Source organism: Nosocomiicoccus sp. HMSC09A07, assembly GCF_001808485.1.
Lineage (GTDB): Bacteria > Bacillota > Bacilli > Staphylococcales > Salinicoccaceae > Nosocomiicoccus > Nosocomiicoccus ampullae_A.
In genome coordinates, this window is record NZ_KV793634.1 from 150,012 (window position 1) to 167,233 (window position 17,222).

The window sequence follows — 17,222 nt, forward strand, 5'->3', positions numbered from 1 at the left end:
GATATTAAAGCGATGTTTTGTTATACTAATTAAAAGGGATAAAGGAGTCGTCTCATGAAATTTTTATCATTTACTTATAAAGGCAATCCGACTTACGGAGTGAAAGTGAAAAGAGAAGATAGTGCTTGGAACTTACCAAAACTATTTGAACAATTTGGAGAAGAAAAAGATTATCCAAAAACTTTACTAGAAGGAATTACGACGTATAATACGTTAGATTTCCAAGAAATCGTTCGTACTTTAGTTGAAAAAGCTGAAGCGGACGATAATAACCATTTATACAAAGCACCGTTTAACGAAATCGAATTTTTACCACCAGTTGCACCTCCAAACAACCTGATTTGTTTTGGTCGTAACTATAAAAAACACGCAGATGAGTTAAATAATGAAGTATCACTGACTGTGTTTACTAAAGCAAATTCAAGCTTAGTTGGTGATGAAGGTACAATCGACTCATTTAGTGACGTCACTGAAGAGTTAGATTATGAAGGTGAACTTGGTATTGTAATCGGTAAAGAAGCGCATAACGTTCAACCACACTTAGCCCTAGATTACGTGTACGGTTATACGATTGTAAACGACATCACAGCACGTGATTTACAAAAATCATTCAAACAATTTTTCTTAGGGAAAAGTTTAGCAGCACCAGTTGGTCCATATATCGTGACTAAAGATGAATTACCGAACTTAAATAACGTATCGATCGTTACAAAAGTGAACGATGAGATTCGTCAAGACGGTAATACGCGTGATATGATTCTGTCTGTTGAAAATATTATTGCAGAAGTTTCTAAGTACGTGAAACTGTTACCTGGAGATATTATCGCTACAGGAACTCCAGAAGGTGTAGCTGCAGGAATGGAGCACCCTGATTTCTTAGAGTCAGGCGATGCGGTTCGCGTATCAATTAATGGAATTGGTACATTAACAACTTATATTAAATAAAGGAGACACATGATGTTACATTTACACTTAACAGCAATTGCGCTCGCTTTTGTATTATTTCTAATTACGTATTTTTCATACAAAGGAAATCCTACATCTGAAAATCGTAGAGCGTTTATTTTACACATGACACTAAGACTGTTTTACATTATCGTACTATTTAGTGGTGTAATGATTTTCATTCAAAACTTAAGTATCATTGGTAACGTAAGCAACGGTCATATGATGTATGGTCTAAAAGCATTACTCGGACTTGGAGCGATTGCTCTAATGGAAATGACGCTCGTTCGTGAGAAAAAAGAAACGAACGTACAAATGCTTTTAATCATCGCGATTGTCGTAATTATCGTTACAGTTCTACTTGGTTCTTACTTACCACTAGGTGTTTTATAATATTAAAACTGCAGAGCAATCTGCAGTTTTTTTATGTAGAATCAGTGAACTTACTATTTTTCTATACATAAAAAATTAAAATCCAGTATAATTGAAAGTACATAATTGAAAGGTGGACGTAGATTGAAGAAGTTTTTATATGTCACGTTATTTATCTTAATGTTTTCATCTATACATATAAGTGACGTCTATGCAGAGTCTGACGATACGTCACGTGTATATACCATTGTAATCGATAGATTTTTAAATAAAAATAAAGATAATGATTCGTTTGATAACCAAAATAGTGATTATTACTTACCGTACGGTGGAGACTTAGAAGGTATTCTGAATCAGTTAGACTACATAAAAGAGATGGGGTTTGACACGATTCAATTAAGTCCAGTATTTGAAATGGACGATTCTGACATCCTCGGGTATAGTGTCACGGACTACACAAAAATAGCTGAACGTTTCGGTGGAGAAGAGAAGTTTAAAGACTTTATAAGAAAAGCTCACGATAAAAATTTAAAAGTGATCGTAGATCTTCCAACGACAGCGACAGATGAGTTTACAGCATTAGATCGTCCAAATATGACGCCGATTATGGAAGAATATTTCGATTTAATCGACCGTCAATTTATTGATTTTAACAATGAAGAAAATCGTCAAAAATACAAAAAATTGATGACAGAATTCGTTAATAACTTTGATATTGATGGCGTCAGTATGTACGTCGTACAAAATGTCGATCGAACAGAAATTTTACCAGACGATATTAAAACATATGCGGTCGTCTTAAGTGAAAATGTCGATGCTACTAACTTTGATTACACTGCTTACGATTCTAAACGAAAAAGTATTGCAGAAGCATTCGGTGGACTCGATAAAGATATTCCTGAGTATACGAATAGCGAAGAAATTTTAATGGCGGATCACTTCTTTAGTGCACGTTTTACGTCATATTCAGTTAAAAACAATCTATTCCCTGGGACTCGTGTAAAAATGTTATATCCGTATTTAATCGCGCATGATGGACCAGTGTTTGTAACTTACGGAACTGAAATTGCACAAAACGGGGATAATTTCGAAACGATTCATCCACAAATGAATTTATGGACAGATAAAGAAGTTCATGAGTTTATGAAAACAACTGCTGAAGTATTTACTCAACATCCTAATTTATTTAATCGTGACACTGAAACGATTGTAAATGATCACGGTCTATATACTGTGTTATTTAAAACAGACGACGTTGATTTTATATTAGAAATTAACAACACGAGTGAGACGCAAAAATTAGAGATTACTAATGAATATGTAAAAGATGGAAAAGAACTGAGTGGGTTATTACTTGGTGAGCGTGTGCAACCGCACGGAAATTCATTATACCCTGTCATTGACAGAGAGTTAACAGAATTATTTGCAGTCATTGAATCACCTGGTCTAAACCATTGGTACTTAATTTCAAGTCTATTAATATTCGGTGGATTTGCGATATTTATATTTATCGTTGCAAAACGTAGTAAAAGAAAAGAGAATGCATAAAATAATCGGGAAGCTATTATAGCTTCCCGATTGCTTTATATCCGAGCATATTGACGATATCTTTTGGACTACTAAATGGAGGTGCATATGCAACCTCAATGTTAATTAGATCATCAACAGTCCCACCGAGACGTGTGAGTGTTGAGAGTATATCTAAACGTTTGTCGAGTCCTTCTTCGCCTATACCGGAGGCTCTTAAAATTTTACGTGTGTTTTTGTCGACGTAAATTTTTAAAGATAAAGGCTTTGCACCTGGCATATATCCTGCTTTATTGTTTTGTGTTTGCTCAACGATGATGTAGTCTTCGTCTTCTAAGTCTTTTAATGATAATCCCATTTTACCAACAGCAACATCGAAATATCTTAAAATAGATACCGAAAGTAATCCGTCGTGTTTGTACTGATCGTTTTCAGCAAGGTGATTTGCGATAATGTACGCGAGTCGATGTGCTGGCCAAGCGAGCGCCACAGATACTTTTTTATGTGGTACGTGCTGATAATGCGTTTCTATTGCGTCACCAATAGCGTAAATATTATCGATGTTTGTTAATCCATATTCATCGACTGGTATACAGCCGTCATTCATGACGACGTTAGACGATTTTAAAAAGTCTGTGCGTGGTGTAATACCAATTGCCTGAATGATGAGTTCTGCATCGATGACTTCACCACTATTTAATGTTAACTTTGTTTCATCTAACTTTACAGGTTCACTGTTAAGAACTAATCGAATCCCATTTTTATCCATCTCTTCTTTAATCGGTTCGCTAAACTCTTCTTCAATTGTGCGGTATACTCTATAGTTATGTTGGAGGATTGTTACTTCAAGACCTCGCTTACGTAACTGTTCAGACACTTCAAGACCAACAAATCCTGTACCGATTACAACTGCATGTTTGACATCATGTTCAGTAATATATTGTTCGATAAGATCTAAATGATGTAAGTGCTGAAGTACAAATGATTGTGGTGCGTGTTTTACTGCGTCTATTTCATTCGCTTGTGCGCCAGGAGATACTATTAGTTTGTCGTATGGATCGTCAAATGTTTCTCCTGTTTTTAAATTTTTAACTGTAACATAATTTTCCTTATCGTTTACTGAAATGACTTCATGTTCAGTATGCACATCGATGCCTTGATTTTTTAATTGTTCAGGAGTACGCGCGATTAAATCAGATCTCTCGCTCACTTCACGGGATAAATAATACGGTAAGCCGCAGTTTGCGAAACTTACAAATGGATTTTTATCGTATACAACGATTTCGCTCGTTGTATCGAGTCGTCTAAATTGACTTGCCACCGTCATTCCACCTGATAATCCACCGATTATGACAAGTTTCATATATTACACTCCTTCAGTAAAGTAAAATAGTGCAATTGTTCCGTTCCCAGTATGTGAGATAATCGTTGGACCGATACTAGAAATTTGAACGTTCGTTAAATCCGTCTCTTTTAAAATTAGATTTCTTAACGCTTCTGCATCTTTTAAGTTGTCAGCATGAGTAATGTGTACTTCAGTCGCTGCACCTTCTTCTTTCATAAGTTCAACCATACGTTTTAAAACGCGTTTCACTCCGCGATACTTTTCAATCGGTACGAGTTTTCCGTCTTCTACATGGAGAAGCGGGCGAATGTTTAAAAGGCTACCTAAAAATGCTTGCCCTTTAGAGAGACGACCACCTTTTGCGAGATAATCTAAATCAGATACTGTAAATAAATGACGAATGTGTGCTTTATCTCTTTCAATATTTTTAACAACCTCTTCTTTAGGCAAACTATCATTTACATATTTTGTAGCGCGTTCAACGAGTAGTCCATAACCGTAACTGGCACTTAACGAGTCGATGACAGTAATATCAACGTCGTCACGCTCTTCTAAAATCATATCGCGCGCGATGTTCGCACTTTGATACGTTCCAGATAATTGACTTGAAAACGATAAATAAATAATCGTCGAGTCTTCTTTTAAAGCTTCGTTAAAATGGTTGTATAACTCCTCAGGGTTTGCTTGACTCGTCAGTGGACGAATGCCATCATCGACTGCTTTTGATATTTCTTCACTTGAAATTTCGTATTTGTCGAGATACTCTTTACCGTCGACGTTGATTGTTAGTGGTATAAAAAATAACTGATGTTCTTTAGCGAAATCTAAACTGATGTCTGAACAGCTATCTACTAATAATTTCATATTATAACTCCTTATATTCAATATTTAAGTTAAAGTAATCATTTAAATATCGACCGACACCGTCGTTGTTGTTATCAAACGGCGTGACGTCTTTAGCGATATCTTTTAATTCATCGATGGCGTTTTTCATAGCGACACCATGACTGACGTACTCGATCATTTGAAGATCGTTGTCTTCATCTCCAAATGCGATTGTACGAGACTCATCTAAGTTTAAAGCATCTAATACATATTTGATACCTGTCGCTTTTGAGACACCTTTTTTGATAATCTCGATGATCGCAAGTTGTGGTGCCCACTGCCTATGTGCAAGTGTTTCAGCATACACATTATCAAATGCGTGACGAATATAATCGATGCGGTCTTCAGTTGTTTTAATGAGAAGTGACGTTGCTTCTTCTGGCATATTATCACGTAAGTCACCTGCGACTTTTTTAGGGTCTCCCATATAAAACTCATCCATTAAGACGCTGTCGTGATATTGGAAGTATAAATCATCACGAACTTCTGCGACAATGTTTTTAATGTCGTATTTATCGATATGTACGACGATATCCTCGATAACATCTTGAGGTAATGTTTCTTGTAATGTTTTAAATTCAAAATCTAATGGGTGGTGCACGAATGCACCGTTAAAGTTAACGATTGGTGTGTTTAATCGTAACTCTTTATAGTAAGGAACTGACGCACGATACGGTCGCCCCGTAGTAATCATGACGTAGTGTCCTTGTCTTTTTAATTCTTGAACGACACGATTTGTATAGTCTCCAATTGTATTTTCATCAGTGAGTAACGTGCCGTCTAAATCTAAACATATAAGATACGGTTTCATGAAAATCATCCTTTCGACTACTTTAATAATAGCATTATTATTCACTAGTTGTTTAATATTTGTTATATTGAATATACGATAATATATGCGAGGTGACAGAATATGGATAAAGCGATGGAAGAAAGCATGCTCGGTGCGTTAGAAAACGTTATTGACCCAGAGCTCGGTATAGATATTGTAAACTTAGGTTTAGTTTACGGTGTGTTTTTAGATGAAGACGGTAATGCAGGCGTGGAAATGACACTCACGTCGATGGGATGCCCGATGGGCCCAGAAATCGTACAAATGGTTGAAGAATCATTATTAGAATTACCGGAAGTTAAAAACGTGAACGTTCAAATTGTTTGGAATCCACCTTGGACAAAAGATAATATGTCACGTTATGCGAAGATCGCTTTAGGCGTATCATAACATTTAAGCGCTCAACATATGTTGAGCGCTTTTTAATTTCTAAAAGAGAGTTGATAGGAAAGTGTGTTTACAATATACTATTAATTGCTATGAATCATAAGGGGTGCATAATTGCTGAGATTATACCCTTGAACCTGTTGAGGTAATTCTCGCGAAGGAATATGATACGCGGTTGATTCATAAGTAAACTTTTAGGAAGTGTATTTATGACAAGGTCTAATGACAAGCTAGTCGTGATGATGGAGATTGCGATATTAGCTGCATTAAGTATGGGAATCGACTGGATCGATTCTGCATTTAAAATTGGTCCGTACAGTTTTAGTTTTTCAATGGTACCAATTTTAATTCTTGCGATCAGACGTGGAGTCGGCGCAGGTGTGCTCGGAGGTTTAATCTGGGCGATTTTACAAATTGTAACAGGAGACGCGGCAGGGAACTACATACATCCAGTGCAGTTCATTTTAGAATATCCACTCGCATTCGGTATTCTCGGAGTTGCTGGAGTGGCATCTAAGTATAGAAACTTAGTATCAATTGTTGCATTTTCATTTTTAGCGATTCTGTTACGTTACACGATGCACTTTTTTGCAGGGTGGATTTTCTGGGGGATTTACGCACCAGAAGGCCAACCAGCTTGGTTATATAGCTTAATTGCTAATGGTACAACGTTCTTAATTAATACGACAGTATGTATAGCAATTGTTATTATTTTATACTCAGTCGCAAAGCGATTATTTGTACCAGAAGAAAGATAAAAAAATACCAGTCGAACTTAAAAAGTTCGGCTGGTTTTTTATTTTAACGTAAATTAGATTTACATGAACGACTTTTATTTTTCGTTGACGTTTAGATTCTTTTTGTTCATGAAATGATTAAGATGTTTACATAAAGTCATTTTGCGTAAACGCGTGCTTCATCTTGTTAACGAATAGGTAAAATGCATGAACGAAATAGAGTTCTCGTTAACAGAAAAACGAATTGCGTTAAATTAAATGTGCTAACGGCGCCTTCAGCACATCTCCGACCTATCTTCAGATGAAAAACCTCGTGAATTTTGATTTGCGTAAAATTAATTGCATGGTCGTTTACGTAATTACGTGTTGTGTAAAATTGTTTTTCATCTTTTAACTTAAATTCGATTTGCGTTAAACGAACCTCTGTTTTATTAACACAAATCGCGTAATTGTCAAACTAATCGAGTGGTCGTTTACACAAAAACATTTTGCGTTAAATTAAGCAATCACTCGTTTACGATAACACGATAAATTGGTACATAATCGCAAATATACCTGCTGCGAAGCAGTAGTAACTGAAATATATGAGGCGACCACTCGTTAATGCACCTTCTAGTAATTTAAACCCGATATACGTCGCGATTATTGTAACGACGAATGATGCAAGGTAAGGAACGAGTAGTGTGTCGAGCATCGGATCAGTCGCGATATCTGAAATCGATAATATTGCCGTACCAAGTGACACTGGTATATATAGTAAGAATACAAATCTTAATGCGTTTTTCTTCTCAAGTCCAACTGCCATCGAACCGACGAGTGTCGCACCGCTTCGGCTAATTCCTGGAATTAACGCCACACATTGTGAGAGACCGACGATGATGGAATCTTTAACAGTTAATTCACCGTCACGTTTAACACCTGATTTATTTTTTATAAACCATAGAGCAGTCCCTGTAACGAGAAGCATTAACCCTACAAAACCAATCGATACATTATCTCCAATAACATCTTTTAGTAAAAATCCTAAAACTCCAACAGGTATTGTTGCGATAATTAAGTAAATAACATATTTAAAATCCGTCGTTGCTTCTATATCTCTATCTTTTTTAAATACGTATCGTAAAAAGTTTTTCGCAATCTCAAAAATATCTTTCCAATATATGAACAACACCGCAATGAGTGAAGCAGTGTTTAAAAATATTTCAAACGATAAACCACTCGCTTCAATTCCAAAAAGTTCACGCGCCATTACTAAATGACCACTCGAAGAGACAGGAATTGGTTCGGTTAACCCTTGTAATATCCCTAAGAATATATATTTAATCAGTTCTATTATATCGATATCCATGATTTAAAGTCCTCCTAATCAATATTACAACTATAGTACAAAGTGATATATAAATAAAGCGAAAATAAATAGTCAAAAAAGGTCAAAAACTTGAGTGAAACGCTTGAAATTAAAATATAACGATGTATAATATAAGTATAGTCAAAATTGGTCAAACACTTGAGGTGAGGAAATGGATATCAATAAAATGACTTTCAAAGTGCAGTCGATTATCGAACGTGCACAGCAAATTTCAGTTGAACATAAAATTCAAACAATCGAACTCGCTGCTGTATTAAAAGCATTATTTACAGTCAGTGATTCAATGGCAAAAGATATTTTACAACGCGCAAATATTAATGTAGATGAATTGATTAAACAATATGATGAAAAACTCAAAAGTTTTAACAAAGTAGAAGGAGACAACGTTCAGTATGGGCAATATATGTCTCAAGGATTTAGTCGCTTAATTAGTGAAGCAGAAAAAGCAATGGGAGATATGAACGATGAATATATCTCTCAAGAACATCTTTTACTCGCTGCATTAAATGTAGACGACACATTAAAAGCACAAATTGGAAATAAAGATACAATCGTAAAAGAAATCATTAAAAAGATTAGAGGAGGAAAACACGTGACGACTCAAAATCCAGAAGTTCAATATGAAGTATTACAAAAATACGGTCGTGACCTTGTCGAAGAAGTACGTAAAGGTAATATGGATCCTGTGATCGGTAGAGATGAGGAAATCCGTAACACGATTCGTATATTAAGTAGAAAACGTAAAAACAACCCAGTATTAATCGGTGAACCGGGTGTCGGTAAAACTGCAATCGTTGAAGGGCTCGCACAGCGTATCGTTCGTGGAGACGTACCAGATTCATTAAAGGATAAAACAATTTTTGAATTAGATTTAGCAGCACTCGTTGCAGGAGCAAAATTCCGTGGTGAATTTGAAGAGCGCTTAAAAGCAGTATTAGAAGAAATCAAAGAAGCAGACGGTAGAATTTTATTATTCATCGACGAAGTACACATGCTCGTTGGCGCAGGTAAAACAGATGGGGCAATGGACGCTGGTAACATGCTTAAACCGATGTTATCACGTGGTGAACTCCATATGATCGGCGCGACAACGTTAAATGAGTACCGTGAATATATCGAAAAAGATTCAGCATTAGAGCGTCGTTTCCAAAGAGTACTCGTTAGCGAACCGACAGTCGACGACACAATTTCAATTTTACGTGGACTGAAAGAACGCTATGAAGTACACCACGGAGTGAGAATCACAGACCGTGCGTTAGTTGCTGCTGCAGAATTATCAGACCGCTATATTACAGAGAGATTTTTACCAGATAAAGCAATCGACTTAGTCGACCAGGCGAGTGCAACAATTCGTACAGAAATGGGATCTAACCCAACTGAACTCGACCAAATCAATCGTAAAGTTATGCAGATGGAAATCGAAGAACAAGCATTATTAAAAGAAGACGACTCAGTATCTAAAGCACGTTTAGAAGAACTTCAAAAAGAACTTGCTGAAGCGAGAGAAGAACAACAATCTCTATCTAGAAGAGTAGAGCGTGAACGTGAGCAAATTAGCGGAGTATCTCGTAAACGTGAAGAAATCGATAAAGCTCGTCAAGAATTAGAAGAAGCAGAAAGTAACTATCAATTAGAACGTGCAGCTGAACTTCAGCACGGTATTATACCGAAACTTCAAGCAGAGTTAAATGCACTTGAAGCAGAACTTCACGATGAAACAGACGGTAAAGACCGTATTATCCGTGAAGTTGTTACAGATGAAGAAATCGGTATGATCGTATCTCAATGGACAGGCATTCCAGTGACAAAACTCGTCGAAACAGAGAAAGATCGTCTGCTTAATTTACCGAAATTACTTCATCAGCGTGTCGTTGGTCAAGACGAAGCGGTAGAACTCGTTTCTAATGCAGTTATTCGTGCAAGAGCAGGTATTAAAGATCCAAACCGTCCAATAGGTAGCTTCCTATTCTTAGGACCGACAGGTGTCGGTAAAACAGAACTCGCAAAAGCACTTGCTGAAACGATGTTTGATAGTGAAGATAATATCATTCGTATCGACATGAGTGAGTATATGGAAAAACACGCAGTGTCTAGATTAATCGGAGCGCCTCCAGGATACGTTGGATACGAAGAAGGTGGACAATTAACTGAACAAGTGAGAAGACATCCGTATTCGGTGATTCTATTAGATGAAGTTGAAAAAGCACATACAGATGTGTTTAATATCTTACTTCAAATTATGGATGATGGTAGACTGACAGATTCTCAAGGACGTACAGTTGATTTTAAAAATACGATTCTCATCATGACATCGAACTTGGGTTCACATTACCTACTCGATACGATGATACAAGGTGGAGAAATTAACGATAAAACGAGAGAAGTCGTTATGAGTGAAGTGTTAACACACTTTAAACCAGAAATCGTAAACCGTATGGATGACATCGTTATGTTTAGTCCGTTAACTGAAGAAAATATGACAGGTATCGTCGATAAGTTAATCGATGAGTTAAATGTACGATTAAGTGACCAACATATGAGTATTTCAGTATCACAAGACGCTAAAAAATATATCGTTAAAGAAGCGTACGAACCAGAGTTTGGTGCACGACCATTAAAACGTTACATTCAACGTGAAATTGAAACACCACTCGCAATTAAAATGATTGAATCGAACTTAGAAGAAGGTCTGCACGTCGATATCGACGTAAAAGACGGCACATTTACATTTGACTTACAATAAAAATAAAACTCTATTGAGAAAAATCTCAATAGAGTTTTTTTAGTTTGAAAATAGTTCTGTCGCTTTAACCGCGCGTTTCCATCCGTCGTACTTCTTGTTGATTTTTTCTTTATTTTCTTGAGGATGAAACGCCTGATCAATTGACTTTAAATCTTTTAACGCTTCTTTAGATTCAAAGAAGTTAACCGCGAGTCCTGCTAAAAATGCTGCTCCGAGTGCTGTGGACTCTAAATATTTTGGTCTTTCAACAGTACATTCTAGTAAATCCGACTGGAACTGTATTAAAAAGTCATTTGCAGAAGCACCGCCGTCGACGTTTAACTGTTTGATTTCTGTCTTACTATCTTTACGCATCGCATTTAGAACGTCATACGTTTGGTATGCGAGCGATTCTAATGTTGCGCGAATTATGTCTTTTCTTGATGTGCCACGAGTAATACCAAACATCGCCCCGCGTGCGTGCATGTTCCAATATGGCGCACCGAGTCCTGTAAACGCGGGAACGACATAGACGTCTGTGTCTTCAATTTCAGTTGCGAGTTGTTCGCTTTTTGCCGCATCATCAAAAAACATCATTTCATCTCTTAGCCACTGAACGGCACTCCCCGCGACAAATATAGATCCTTCCAGTGCGTATTTAACAGGTTCATCTTTTAATTGATATGCGATTGTCGATATTAACCCATAGTTTGAAGCGGGCACTTCCTCGCCTGTATTTAATAGTAGGAAACAACCTGTACCATAAGTATTTTTTGCTTCTCCTTCTTCAAAACATGTCTGACCAAATAGTGCCGCTTGCTGATCACCAGCGATTCCTGCGATTGGAATTGAAGCGCCGAAGAAATGATCTGTATCGGTATACGCATAAATTTCACTTGAAGATTTTACCTCAGGTAACATTTTCTTAGGGATATTTAAGATGTCTAATATCTCATCATCCCACTCGAGCGTATGAATATTAAATAACATCGTACGACTTGCATTTGTGACATCTGTAATATGTGTTTTACCAGATGTTAATTTCCACACAATCCAACTATCGATCGTTCCAAATAGTAAATCACCATTTTCTGCCATTTCTTGTGCGCCTTCAATGTTATCGAGTATAAAACGAACTTTTGTCGCTGAAAAATACGGGTCCAATATAAGACCGGTTTTATCTTTAAATAGTTCCTCATGGCCAGTCTCTCTTAATTCTTCTGTAATTTCATCAGTTTGTCTTGATTGCCATACAATTGCATTATAAATTGGAAGACCAGTGTGTTTGTTCCACACGACGGTCGTTTCACGTTGGTTTGTTATACCAATTGCTTTTATCATATCGGCTGTTAAATTGTTATCTCCGAGTACTTGAGCGATCACAGATAACACAGAACTCCAAATTTCGTTTGCGTTATGTTCTACCCAGCCAGATTTAGGGAAATATTGTTTAAATTCCATTTGGGATGTCGCTTTAATGTCTCCCTTTTTATCGACGAGGATTGCACGTGTAGATGTCGTTCCTTGATCGATTGATAATATGTAACTCATTCGGTCACCTCTTTTAAATAATGATAGAAAAAAAAGACTCTATCTATTAATAGAGCCTTCTAGTAAGTATAGATTACTGCTTGTCCTCAGTGTAATTATGGCGAGGCTTCATGACGATATCTAAGAAGAATACGACTAATGTAATAAGCACAGCAAATAATAATCCAATCTCAGGATATAGCTGTCCGCCACCACTTAAACTGTTTAGGATAAAGTTAATCATTTGAGTGAGCAAAAATGCCCAAATGAACGTGATTACAAATCTCAAATCAGACACTCCTAATAATTTAATTCTCTTTTCAATATTTATTTTACAATAAATCATTCAAAAAGTATACAACATAGAGTATAATATGTGTATGCGTTTACATGAAAGACAATTTTTTTAAAAAACGTATCAGAATTTATTAAATTTTATGATAATATTGATTTATCTTACAATTGTCTTTACAATTAAAAACAACTTATTTGCATATCCTTTAAAATCATGAAAGGAAGTTTGGTGAACAATATGGATGAAAAATTACTATCAGTAAAGAACTTAACGACATCATTTAAAATTAATGGGGAATACTACCCGGCTGTTGATAATGTTTCGTTCGATATTAAGAAAAACGAAGTACTCGCTCTCGTAGGTGAGTCAGGTTCAGGGAAAAGTGCGACAGCATTTTCTCTTATGAAATTACATAGACACGCGCGTGTTGAAGGTGAAGTATTCTTTGAAGATAAGAATATTTTGAAAGCAAGCGAGAAAGAAATGAATAACATTCGTGGTGGCGAATTCTCTATGGTTTTCCAAGACCCGATGACAGCGCTCAATCCTTTAATGAGAATAAAGGATCAAATTATAGAAACTTTAACAATTCATAAAACGAAAGAGAAAAACGAAAGAGAAGCTTATGCAATCGAGTTATTAAAACGTGTTGGTATTGCGAGAGCAGAACAAGTCGCTGAAGCATATCCGCATGAATTATCTGGTGGGATGAGACAGCGTGTCGTTATTGCGATTGCAATCGCAAACAAGCCAAAGCTATTAATCGCTGACGAACCGACAACTGCTCTTGACGTTACGATTCAAGCACAAATTTTAGATTTAATTCGTGAACTAAAAGACGACTTAGGTTCAGGTGTACTTCTAATTACTCACGACTTAGGTGTCGTTGCAGAAATGGCAGACAAAGTTGCTGTTATGTATGCAGGTCAAATTGTGGAGATGGCACCTGTTAAAGAATTGTTTAAAAACCCACTTCATCCGTATACGAGAAGTTTACTCAACTCGTTACCATCTGAAGGTATGTTAGGGGATAAATTACACGTCATTCAAGGTGTAGTTCCAGCACTTGATAAGATGGATCGTACAGGTTGCCGATTTGCACCACGTATTCCATGGATTGACGAGTCGGCTCACGAAGAGAATCCTCAGTTACGTGAAGTTGAAGACGGACATTTTGTAAGATGTACGTGCTATAAACACTTCTACTTAGATTCTTCAGCTGAATTAACTCAAGAAGTAGAAGAGGAACAGTTTGGAGCGTTGCACCAAGGAGGTAATGAGTAATGGCGGAATACTTATTAGAAATTAACGACCTAAAGGTCTATTACCCAATTAAAGGTGGGTTCTTTAATACGACAAAGGATTACGTCCGTGCAGTTGACGGCGTAACGATTAAAATTCCAAAAGGAAAAACATACGGCTTAGTTGGAGAATCCGGTTCAGGTAAAACGACAACTGGTAAAGCTGTTATGGGACTAAATAAAGTTAGTGGTGGGGACATTTACTTCGAAGGTAAACACTTAAACAGTGGTAAAAAAGTAGACGTCAGTCGTGACGTTCAAATGATCTTCCAAGACCCGTACTCATCATTAAACCCACGTAAACGTGTATTTGATATCGTTGCTGAACCTCTTAAAAACTACGAGAAGTTATCAAAAGACGAGTTAATTAAAGAAGTGCTCCGACTGCTTTCTCGTGTTGGCTTACCACCAGGTTCAATTTACAAGTACCCACACGAATTCTCTGGTGGTCAACGTCAGCGTATCGGTGTTGCGCGTGCAATCGCGTTAAATCCGAAATTAATTATCGCTGATGAGCCGGTATCGGCATTAGACGTATCGGTACAAGCACAAGTACTTAACTTCATGCAGGAAATCCAGCAAGATATGGATTTAACGATGTTATTCATTGCCCATGACTTAGGGGTAGTGAGACATATGTGTGAGTGGATTGGAATTATGTATCAAGGCCGACTTGTAGAAGAAGGTCCAGCCGAAGTGATCTTTAAAAATCCACAACATATTTACACGAAAAAATTAATTGCTGCAATTCCGGATGTAAACGTGGATAATATCGAAGAGAACTTACGTAAACGTAAAGAAGTTCAAGAAGAATATGAGAATCATTTCCAAGATTATTTAGATGAAGATGGTAAGCCTTTCCCTCTCGTTGAAATTTCTGAGAATCATAGAGTCGCTTTACCACCAGAAGGAGGTAAAAATTAAATGATCAAATTTACTATTAGACGATTCTTAATTGCATTACCACAATTATTCTTGCTGAGTTTATTAATTTTCTTCCTCGCAAGTTTAATGCCAGGGGATGCGTTAAGTGGGGTGTTAGACCCGAATATTTCTGCAGAAGCATTAGAGAGACAACGTGAGGCAATGGGGCTAAATAACCCATGGTATATTCAATATAGAGACTGGGTATTCAACATGCTTCAAGGAGACTTTGGTCGTTCGTACTTTAAACAACAGCCAGTATTAGATGTTATTGGTGACCGTTTAATGAACACAGTTTGGTTATCATTATTCTCTACAATTTTAATTTACTTACTCGGTATTCCATTAGGAATGTTATCAGGTCGTTATAACGACTCATTATTAGACAACGTTATTACTGGTTACACATACTTAGGTTTCGCAACACCAACATTCATGTTCGCTTTACTTATGGTATTAGTATTCGGATTTAATTTAGGTTGGTTCCCAACTTCAGGTTCAGTGAACCCGAATGTAGAACCATGGACGATAGAATACTTCATTAGTAAAATACACCACTTAATATTACCGTCCCTATCGATCGCGTTAATTGGACTCGTTGGTACGGTTCAGTACTTACGTGGTGGTATTATTGAAACGAAACAAAAAGATTACGTTACACTTGCACGTGCAAAAGGTTTATCTGAAAGTAAAGTGTATAGAAGACATATTTTCAGAAACGCGATTATCCCAATCGCTGCATTCTTTGGTTATGAAATTGCGGGATTACTTGGTGGTTCGATTTTCATCGAGATGATTTACGCGTATCCAGGAATGGGTCGTTTATTCTTAGAATCAATTTCAACGCGTGACTTCAGTGTTGCGAACGTATTAATTTTATTCTATGGATTCTTAACAATTGTTGGTACATTATTATCTGACATTATTTTAAGTATTATCGATCCAAGGATTCGTATTAAATAAGGAGGGTGTCACATGACAAAGGATAATAAAAATTTAAATGATGAAAACCGTGAGTTAAAAGATGTCAATCCAGACAACACAGGTTTTGAGAATGACAAAAATGATGCACACCCGACGAATATCGATACACATAATCAAGCAGGTGTGTACGGAATTGAATCACACGATTCAATCGACGTAGAGAACTTGCCGAGATCGACACCGGGGTGGAAAGTTTTACTTCAAGAAATTTTAGTAGATAAAGTTGCGCTTTTCAGCTTAATTATTATGATTGCAATTACGTCATACGTTTTCGGACTAACGATGTTCTTAAAACAATCAGAAATCGTTGCAGTAGATTTATTATCACTGAACCAACCACCAAATGAAGAATTTAGACTTGGTACGGACTACGGTGGACGTGATATTTTTGGACAATTAATTATCGGTACGAGAAACTCGTTACTAATTGGTTTCCTCGTTACAGTAATATCAGTATCATTCGGTACAGCTTATGGAGTAATCTCTGGTTACTTTGGAGGACAAGTGGACAATATCCTCATGCGTATCGTAGACTTTATGATGGTTTTACCGTTCATCATGATCATCGTTGTGTACGTTACAATTTCACCAAGCTATAATGTCATAAGTTTCTCACTCATCATGAGTGCGTTCTTATGGACAGGTACAGCGAGATTAATACGTTCACTAGCGATTCAAGAGAAAGAACAGGACTACATTAACGCTTCGAGAACGTTAGGCAGTTCTCACGTTAAAATTATATTTACACAGTTATTACCGAACTTAATCGGTATTATCATTGTTAACTCAACGCTATCACTCGCTTCGAATATCGGTATTGAGTCGGGACTCTCATTCATTGGATTTGGATTCCCTGAAGATACACCGTCACTCGGAACGTTATTATCTTATGCAACACAAACGCAAACACTACGCTTAAGACCATGGATCTGGGCGCCAGCTGCGATATTAATCTTAATATTAATGCTTTGTGTACGTAACGTTGGTGAGGCGTTACGCCGAGCAGGAGATGCGAGACAACGTAATGCATAAAATTACATTTAAGACCAAGCGAATGCTTGGTCTTT

General features: G+C 36.8%; 16 protein-coding genes and 1 riboswitch. Of the genes, 10 read left to right on the plus strand and 6 right to left on the minus strand.

The features are described from left to right. Positions 1 to 54 precede the first annotated feature (54 nt). The 3 genes from HMPREF3177_RS05065 to HMPREF3177_RS05075 all read left to right on the plus strand — a co-directional run bounded on the left by HMPREF3177_RS05065 (position 55) and on the right by HMPREF3177_RS05075 (position 2,865). Positions 55 to 945, plus strand: a complete 891-nt coding sequence (locus HMPREF3177_RS05065; RefSeq protein ID WP_070457420.1) for a fumarylacetoacetate hydrolase family protein — start codon at positions 55 to 57, stop codon at positions 943 to 945. Between the two features lie 12 nt (positions 946 to 957). Beyond that, positions 958 to 1,338, plus strand: a complete 381-nt coding sequence (locus HMPREF3177_RS05070) for a YisL family protein (RefSeq protein WP_068127794.1) — start codon at positions 958 to 960, stop codon at positions 1,336 to 1,338. A 123-nt stretch (positions 1,339 to 1,461) separates the two neighbouring features. After that, complete coding sequence (locus tag HMPREF3177_RS05075) at positions 1,462 to 2,865, plus strand: alpha-amylase family glycosyl hydrolase (protein WP_070457421.1); 1,404 nt, start codon at positions 1,462 to 1,464, stop codon at positions 2,863 to 2,865. Between the two features lie 16 nt (positions 2,866 to 2,881). Here the strand turns inward: HMPREF3177_RS05075 and HMPREF3177_RS05080 are convergent, their stop codons facing one another. The 3 genes from HMPREF3177_RS05080 to HMPREF3177_RS05090 are packed head-to-tail and all read right to left on the minus strand — an operon-like array spanning position 2,882 to position 5,885. Then, entirely contained in the window at positions 2,882 to 4,207 is a 1,326-nt protein-coding gene (locus HMPREF3177_RS05080) for a CoA-disulfide reductase (protein ID WP_070457423.1), read from the minus strand. 3 nt (positions 4,208 to 4,210) lie between these two features. Beyond that, entirely contained in the window at positions 4,211 to 5,053 is an 843-nt protein-coding gene (locus HMPREF3177_RS05085) for a DegV family protein (RefSeq protein ID WP_070457425.1), read from the minus strand. A gap of 1 nt (position 5,054) precedes the next feature. Further along, complete coding sequence (locus HMPREF3177_RS05090; protein ID WP_070457427.1) at positions 5,055 to 5,885, minus strand: Cof-type HAD-IIB family hydrolase; 831 nt, start codon at positions 5,883 to 5,885, stop codon at positions 5,055 to 5,057. 102 nt (positions 5,886 to 5,987) lie between these two features. Between HMPREF3177_RS05090 and HMPREF3177_RS05095 the strand changes: the two genes are divergently transcribed. Together HMPREF3177_RS05095 and thiT are read left to right on the plus strand one after the other, a co-directional pair. Beyond that, positions 5,988 to 6,296: a metal-sulfur cluster assembly factor gene (locus HMPREF3177_RS05095; protein ID WP_040929346.1), complete on the plus strand. Its 309-nt coding sequence runs from the start codon at positions 5,988 to 5,990 to the stop codon at positions 6,294 to 6,296. A gap of 89 nt (positions 6,297 to 6,385) precedes the next feature. After that, a riboswitch (TPP riboswitch) is annotated at positions 6,386 to 6,473 on the plus strand. 29 nt (positions 6,474 to 6,502) lie between these two features. After that, complete coding sequence (gene thiT, locus HMPREF3177_RS05100; RefSeq protein ID WP_070457429.1) at positions 6,503 to 7,051, plus strand: energy-coupled thiamine transporter ThiT; 549 nt, start codon at positions 6,503 to 6,505, stop codon at positions 7,049 to 7,051. 493 nt (positions 7,052 to 7,544) lie between these two features. Here the strand turns inward: thiT and HMPREF3177_RS05105 are convergent, their stop codons facing one another. Further along, positions 7,545 to 8,378: an undecaprenyl-diphosphate phosphatase gene (locus HMPREF3177_RS05105; protein ID WP_070457431.1), complete on the minus strand. Its 834-nt coding sequence runs from the start codon at positions 8,376 to 8,378 to the stop codon at positions 7,545 to 7,547. 172 nt (positions 8,379 to 8,550) lie between these two features. Here HMPREF3177_RS05105 and clpB point away from each other — a divergent pair, with 172 nt between their 5' ends. Continuing rightward, positions 8,551 to 11,142, plus strand: coding sequence for an ATP-dependent chaperone ClpB (clpB, locus tag HMPREF3177_RS05110; RefSeq protein ID WP_070457433.1), 2,592 nt, complete (start codon positions 8,551 to 8,553; stop codon positions 11,140 to 11,142). 39 nt (positions 11,143 to 11,181) lie between these two features. On the opposite strand, the gene glpK is transcribed toward clpB, so the two are convergent. Together glpK and HMPREF3177_RS05120 are read right to left on the minus strand one after the other, a co-directional pair. After that, positions 11,182 to 12,672: a glycerol kinase GlpK gene (gene glpK, locus HMPREF3177_RS05115; protein WP_070457436.1), complete on the minus strand. Its 1,491-nt coding sequence runs from the start codon at positions 12,670 to 12,672 to the stop codon at positions 11,182 to 11,184. A gap of 73 nt (positions 12,673 to 12,745) precedes the next feature. Beyond that, complete coding sequence (locus HMPREF3177_RS05120; protein WP_068127819.1) at positions 12,746 to 12,940, minus strand: DUF2929 family protein; 195 nt, start codon at positions 12,938 to 12,940, stop codon at positions 12,746 to 12,748. 243 nt (positions 12,941 to 13,183) lie between these two features. Here HMPREF3177_RS05120 and HMPREF3177_RS05125 point away from each other — a divergent pair, with 243 nt between their 5' ends. From HMPREF3177_RS05125 to HMPREF3177_RS05140, 4 genes are read left to right on the plus strand one after another with little or no spacing between them, the layout of a single operon-like run. After that, positions 13,184 to 14,230: an ABC transporter ATP-binding protein gene (locus HMPREF3177_RS05125; RefSeq protein WP_070457437.1), complete on the plus strand. Its 1,047-nt coding sequence runs from the start codon at positions 13,184 to 13,186 to the stop codon at positions 14,228 to 14,230. Further along, positions 14,230 to 15,171, plus strand: a complete 942-nt coding sequence (locus HMPREF3177_RS05130) for an ABC transporter ATP-binding protein (protein ID WP_068127825.1) — start codon at positions 14,230 to 14,232, stop codon at positions 15,169 to 15,171. The genes HMPREF3177_RS05125 and HMPREF3177_RS05130 overlap by 1 nt, the downstream gene beginning before the upstream one ends. Beyond that, a complete protein-coding gene (gene opp4B, locus HMPREF3177_RS05135; protein WP_068127828.1) occupies positions 15,172 to 16,134 on the plus strand; it encodes an oligopeptide ABC transporter permease in 963 nt (320 codons plus the stop codon). It begins immediately after the preceding gene. A 12-nt stretch (positions 16,135 to 16,146) separates the two neighbouring features. Further along, positions 16,147 to 17,187, plus strand: coding sequence for an ABC transporter permease (locus HMPREF3177_RS05140; protein ID WP_083286876.1), 1,041 nt, complete (start codon positions 16,147 to 16,149; stop codon positions 17,185 to 17,187). Positions 17,188 to 17,222: the final 35 nt, after the last annotated feature.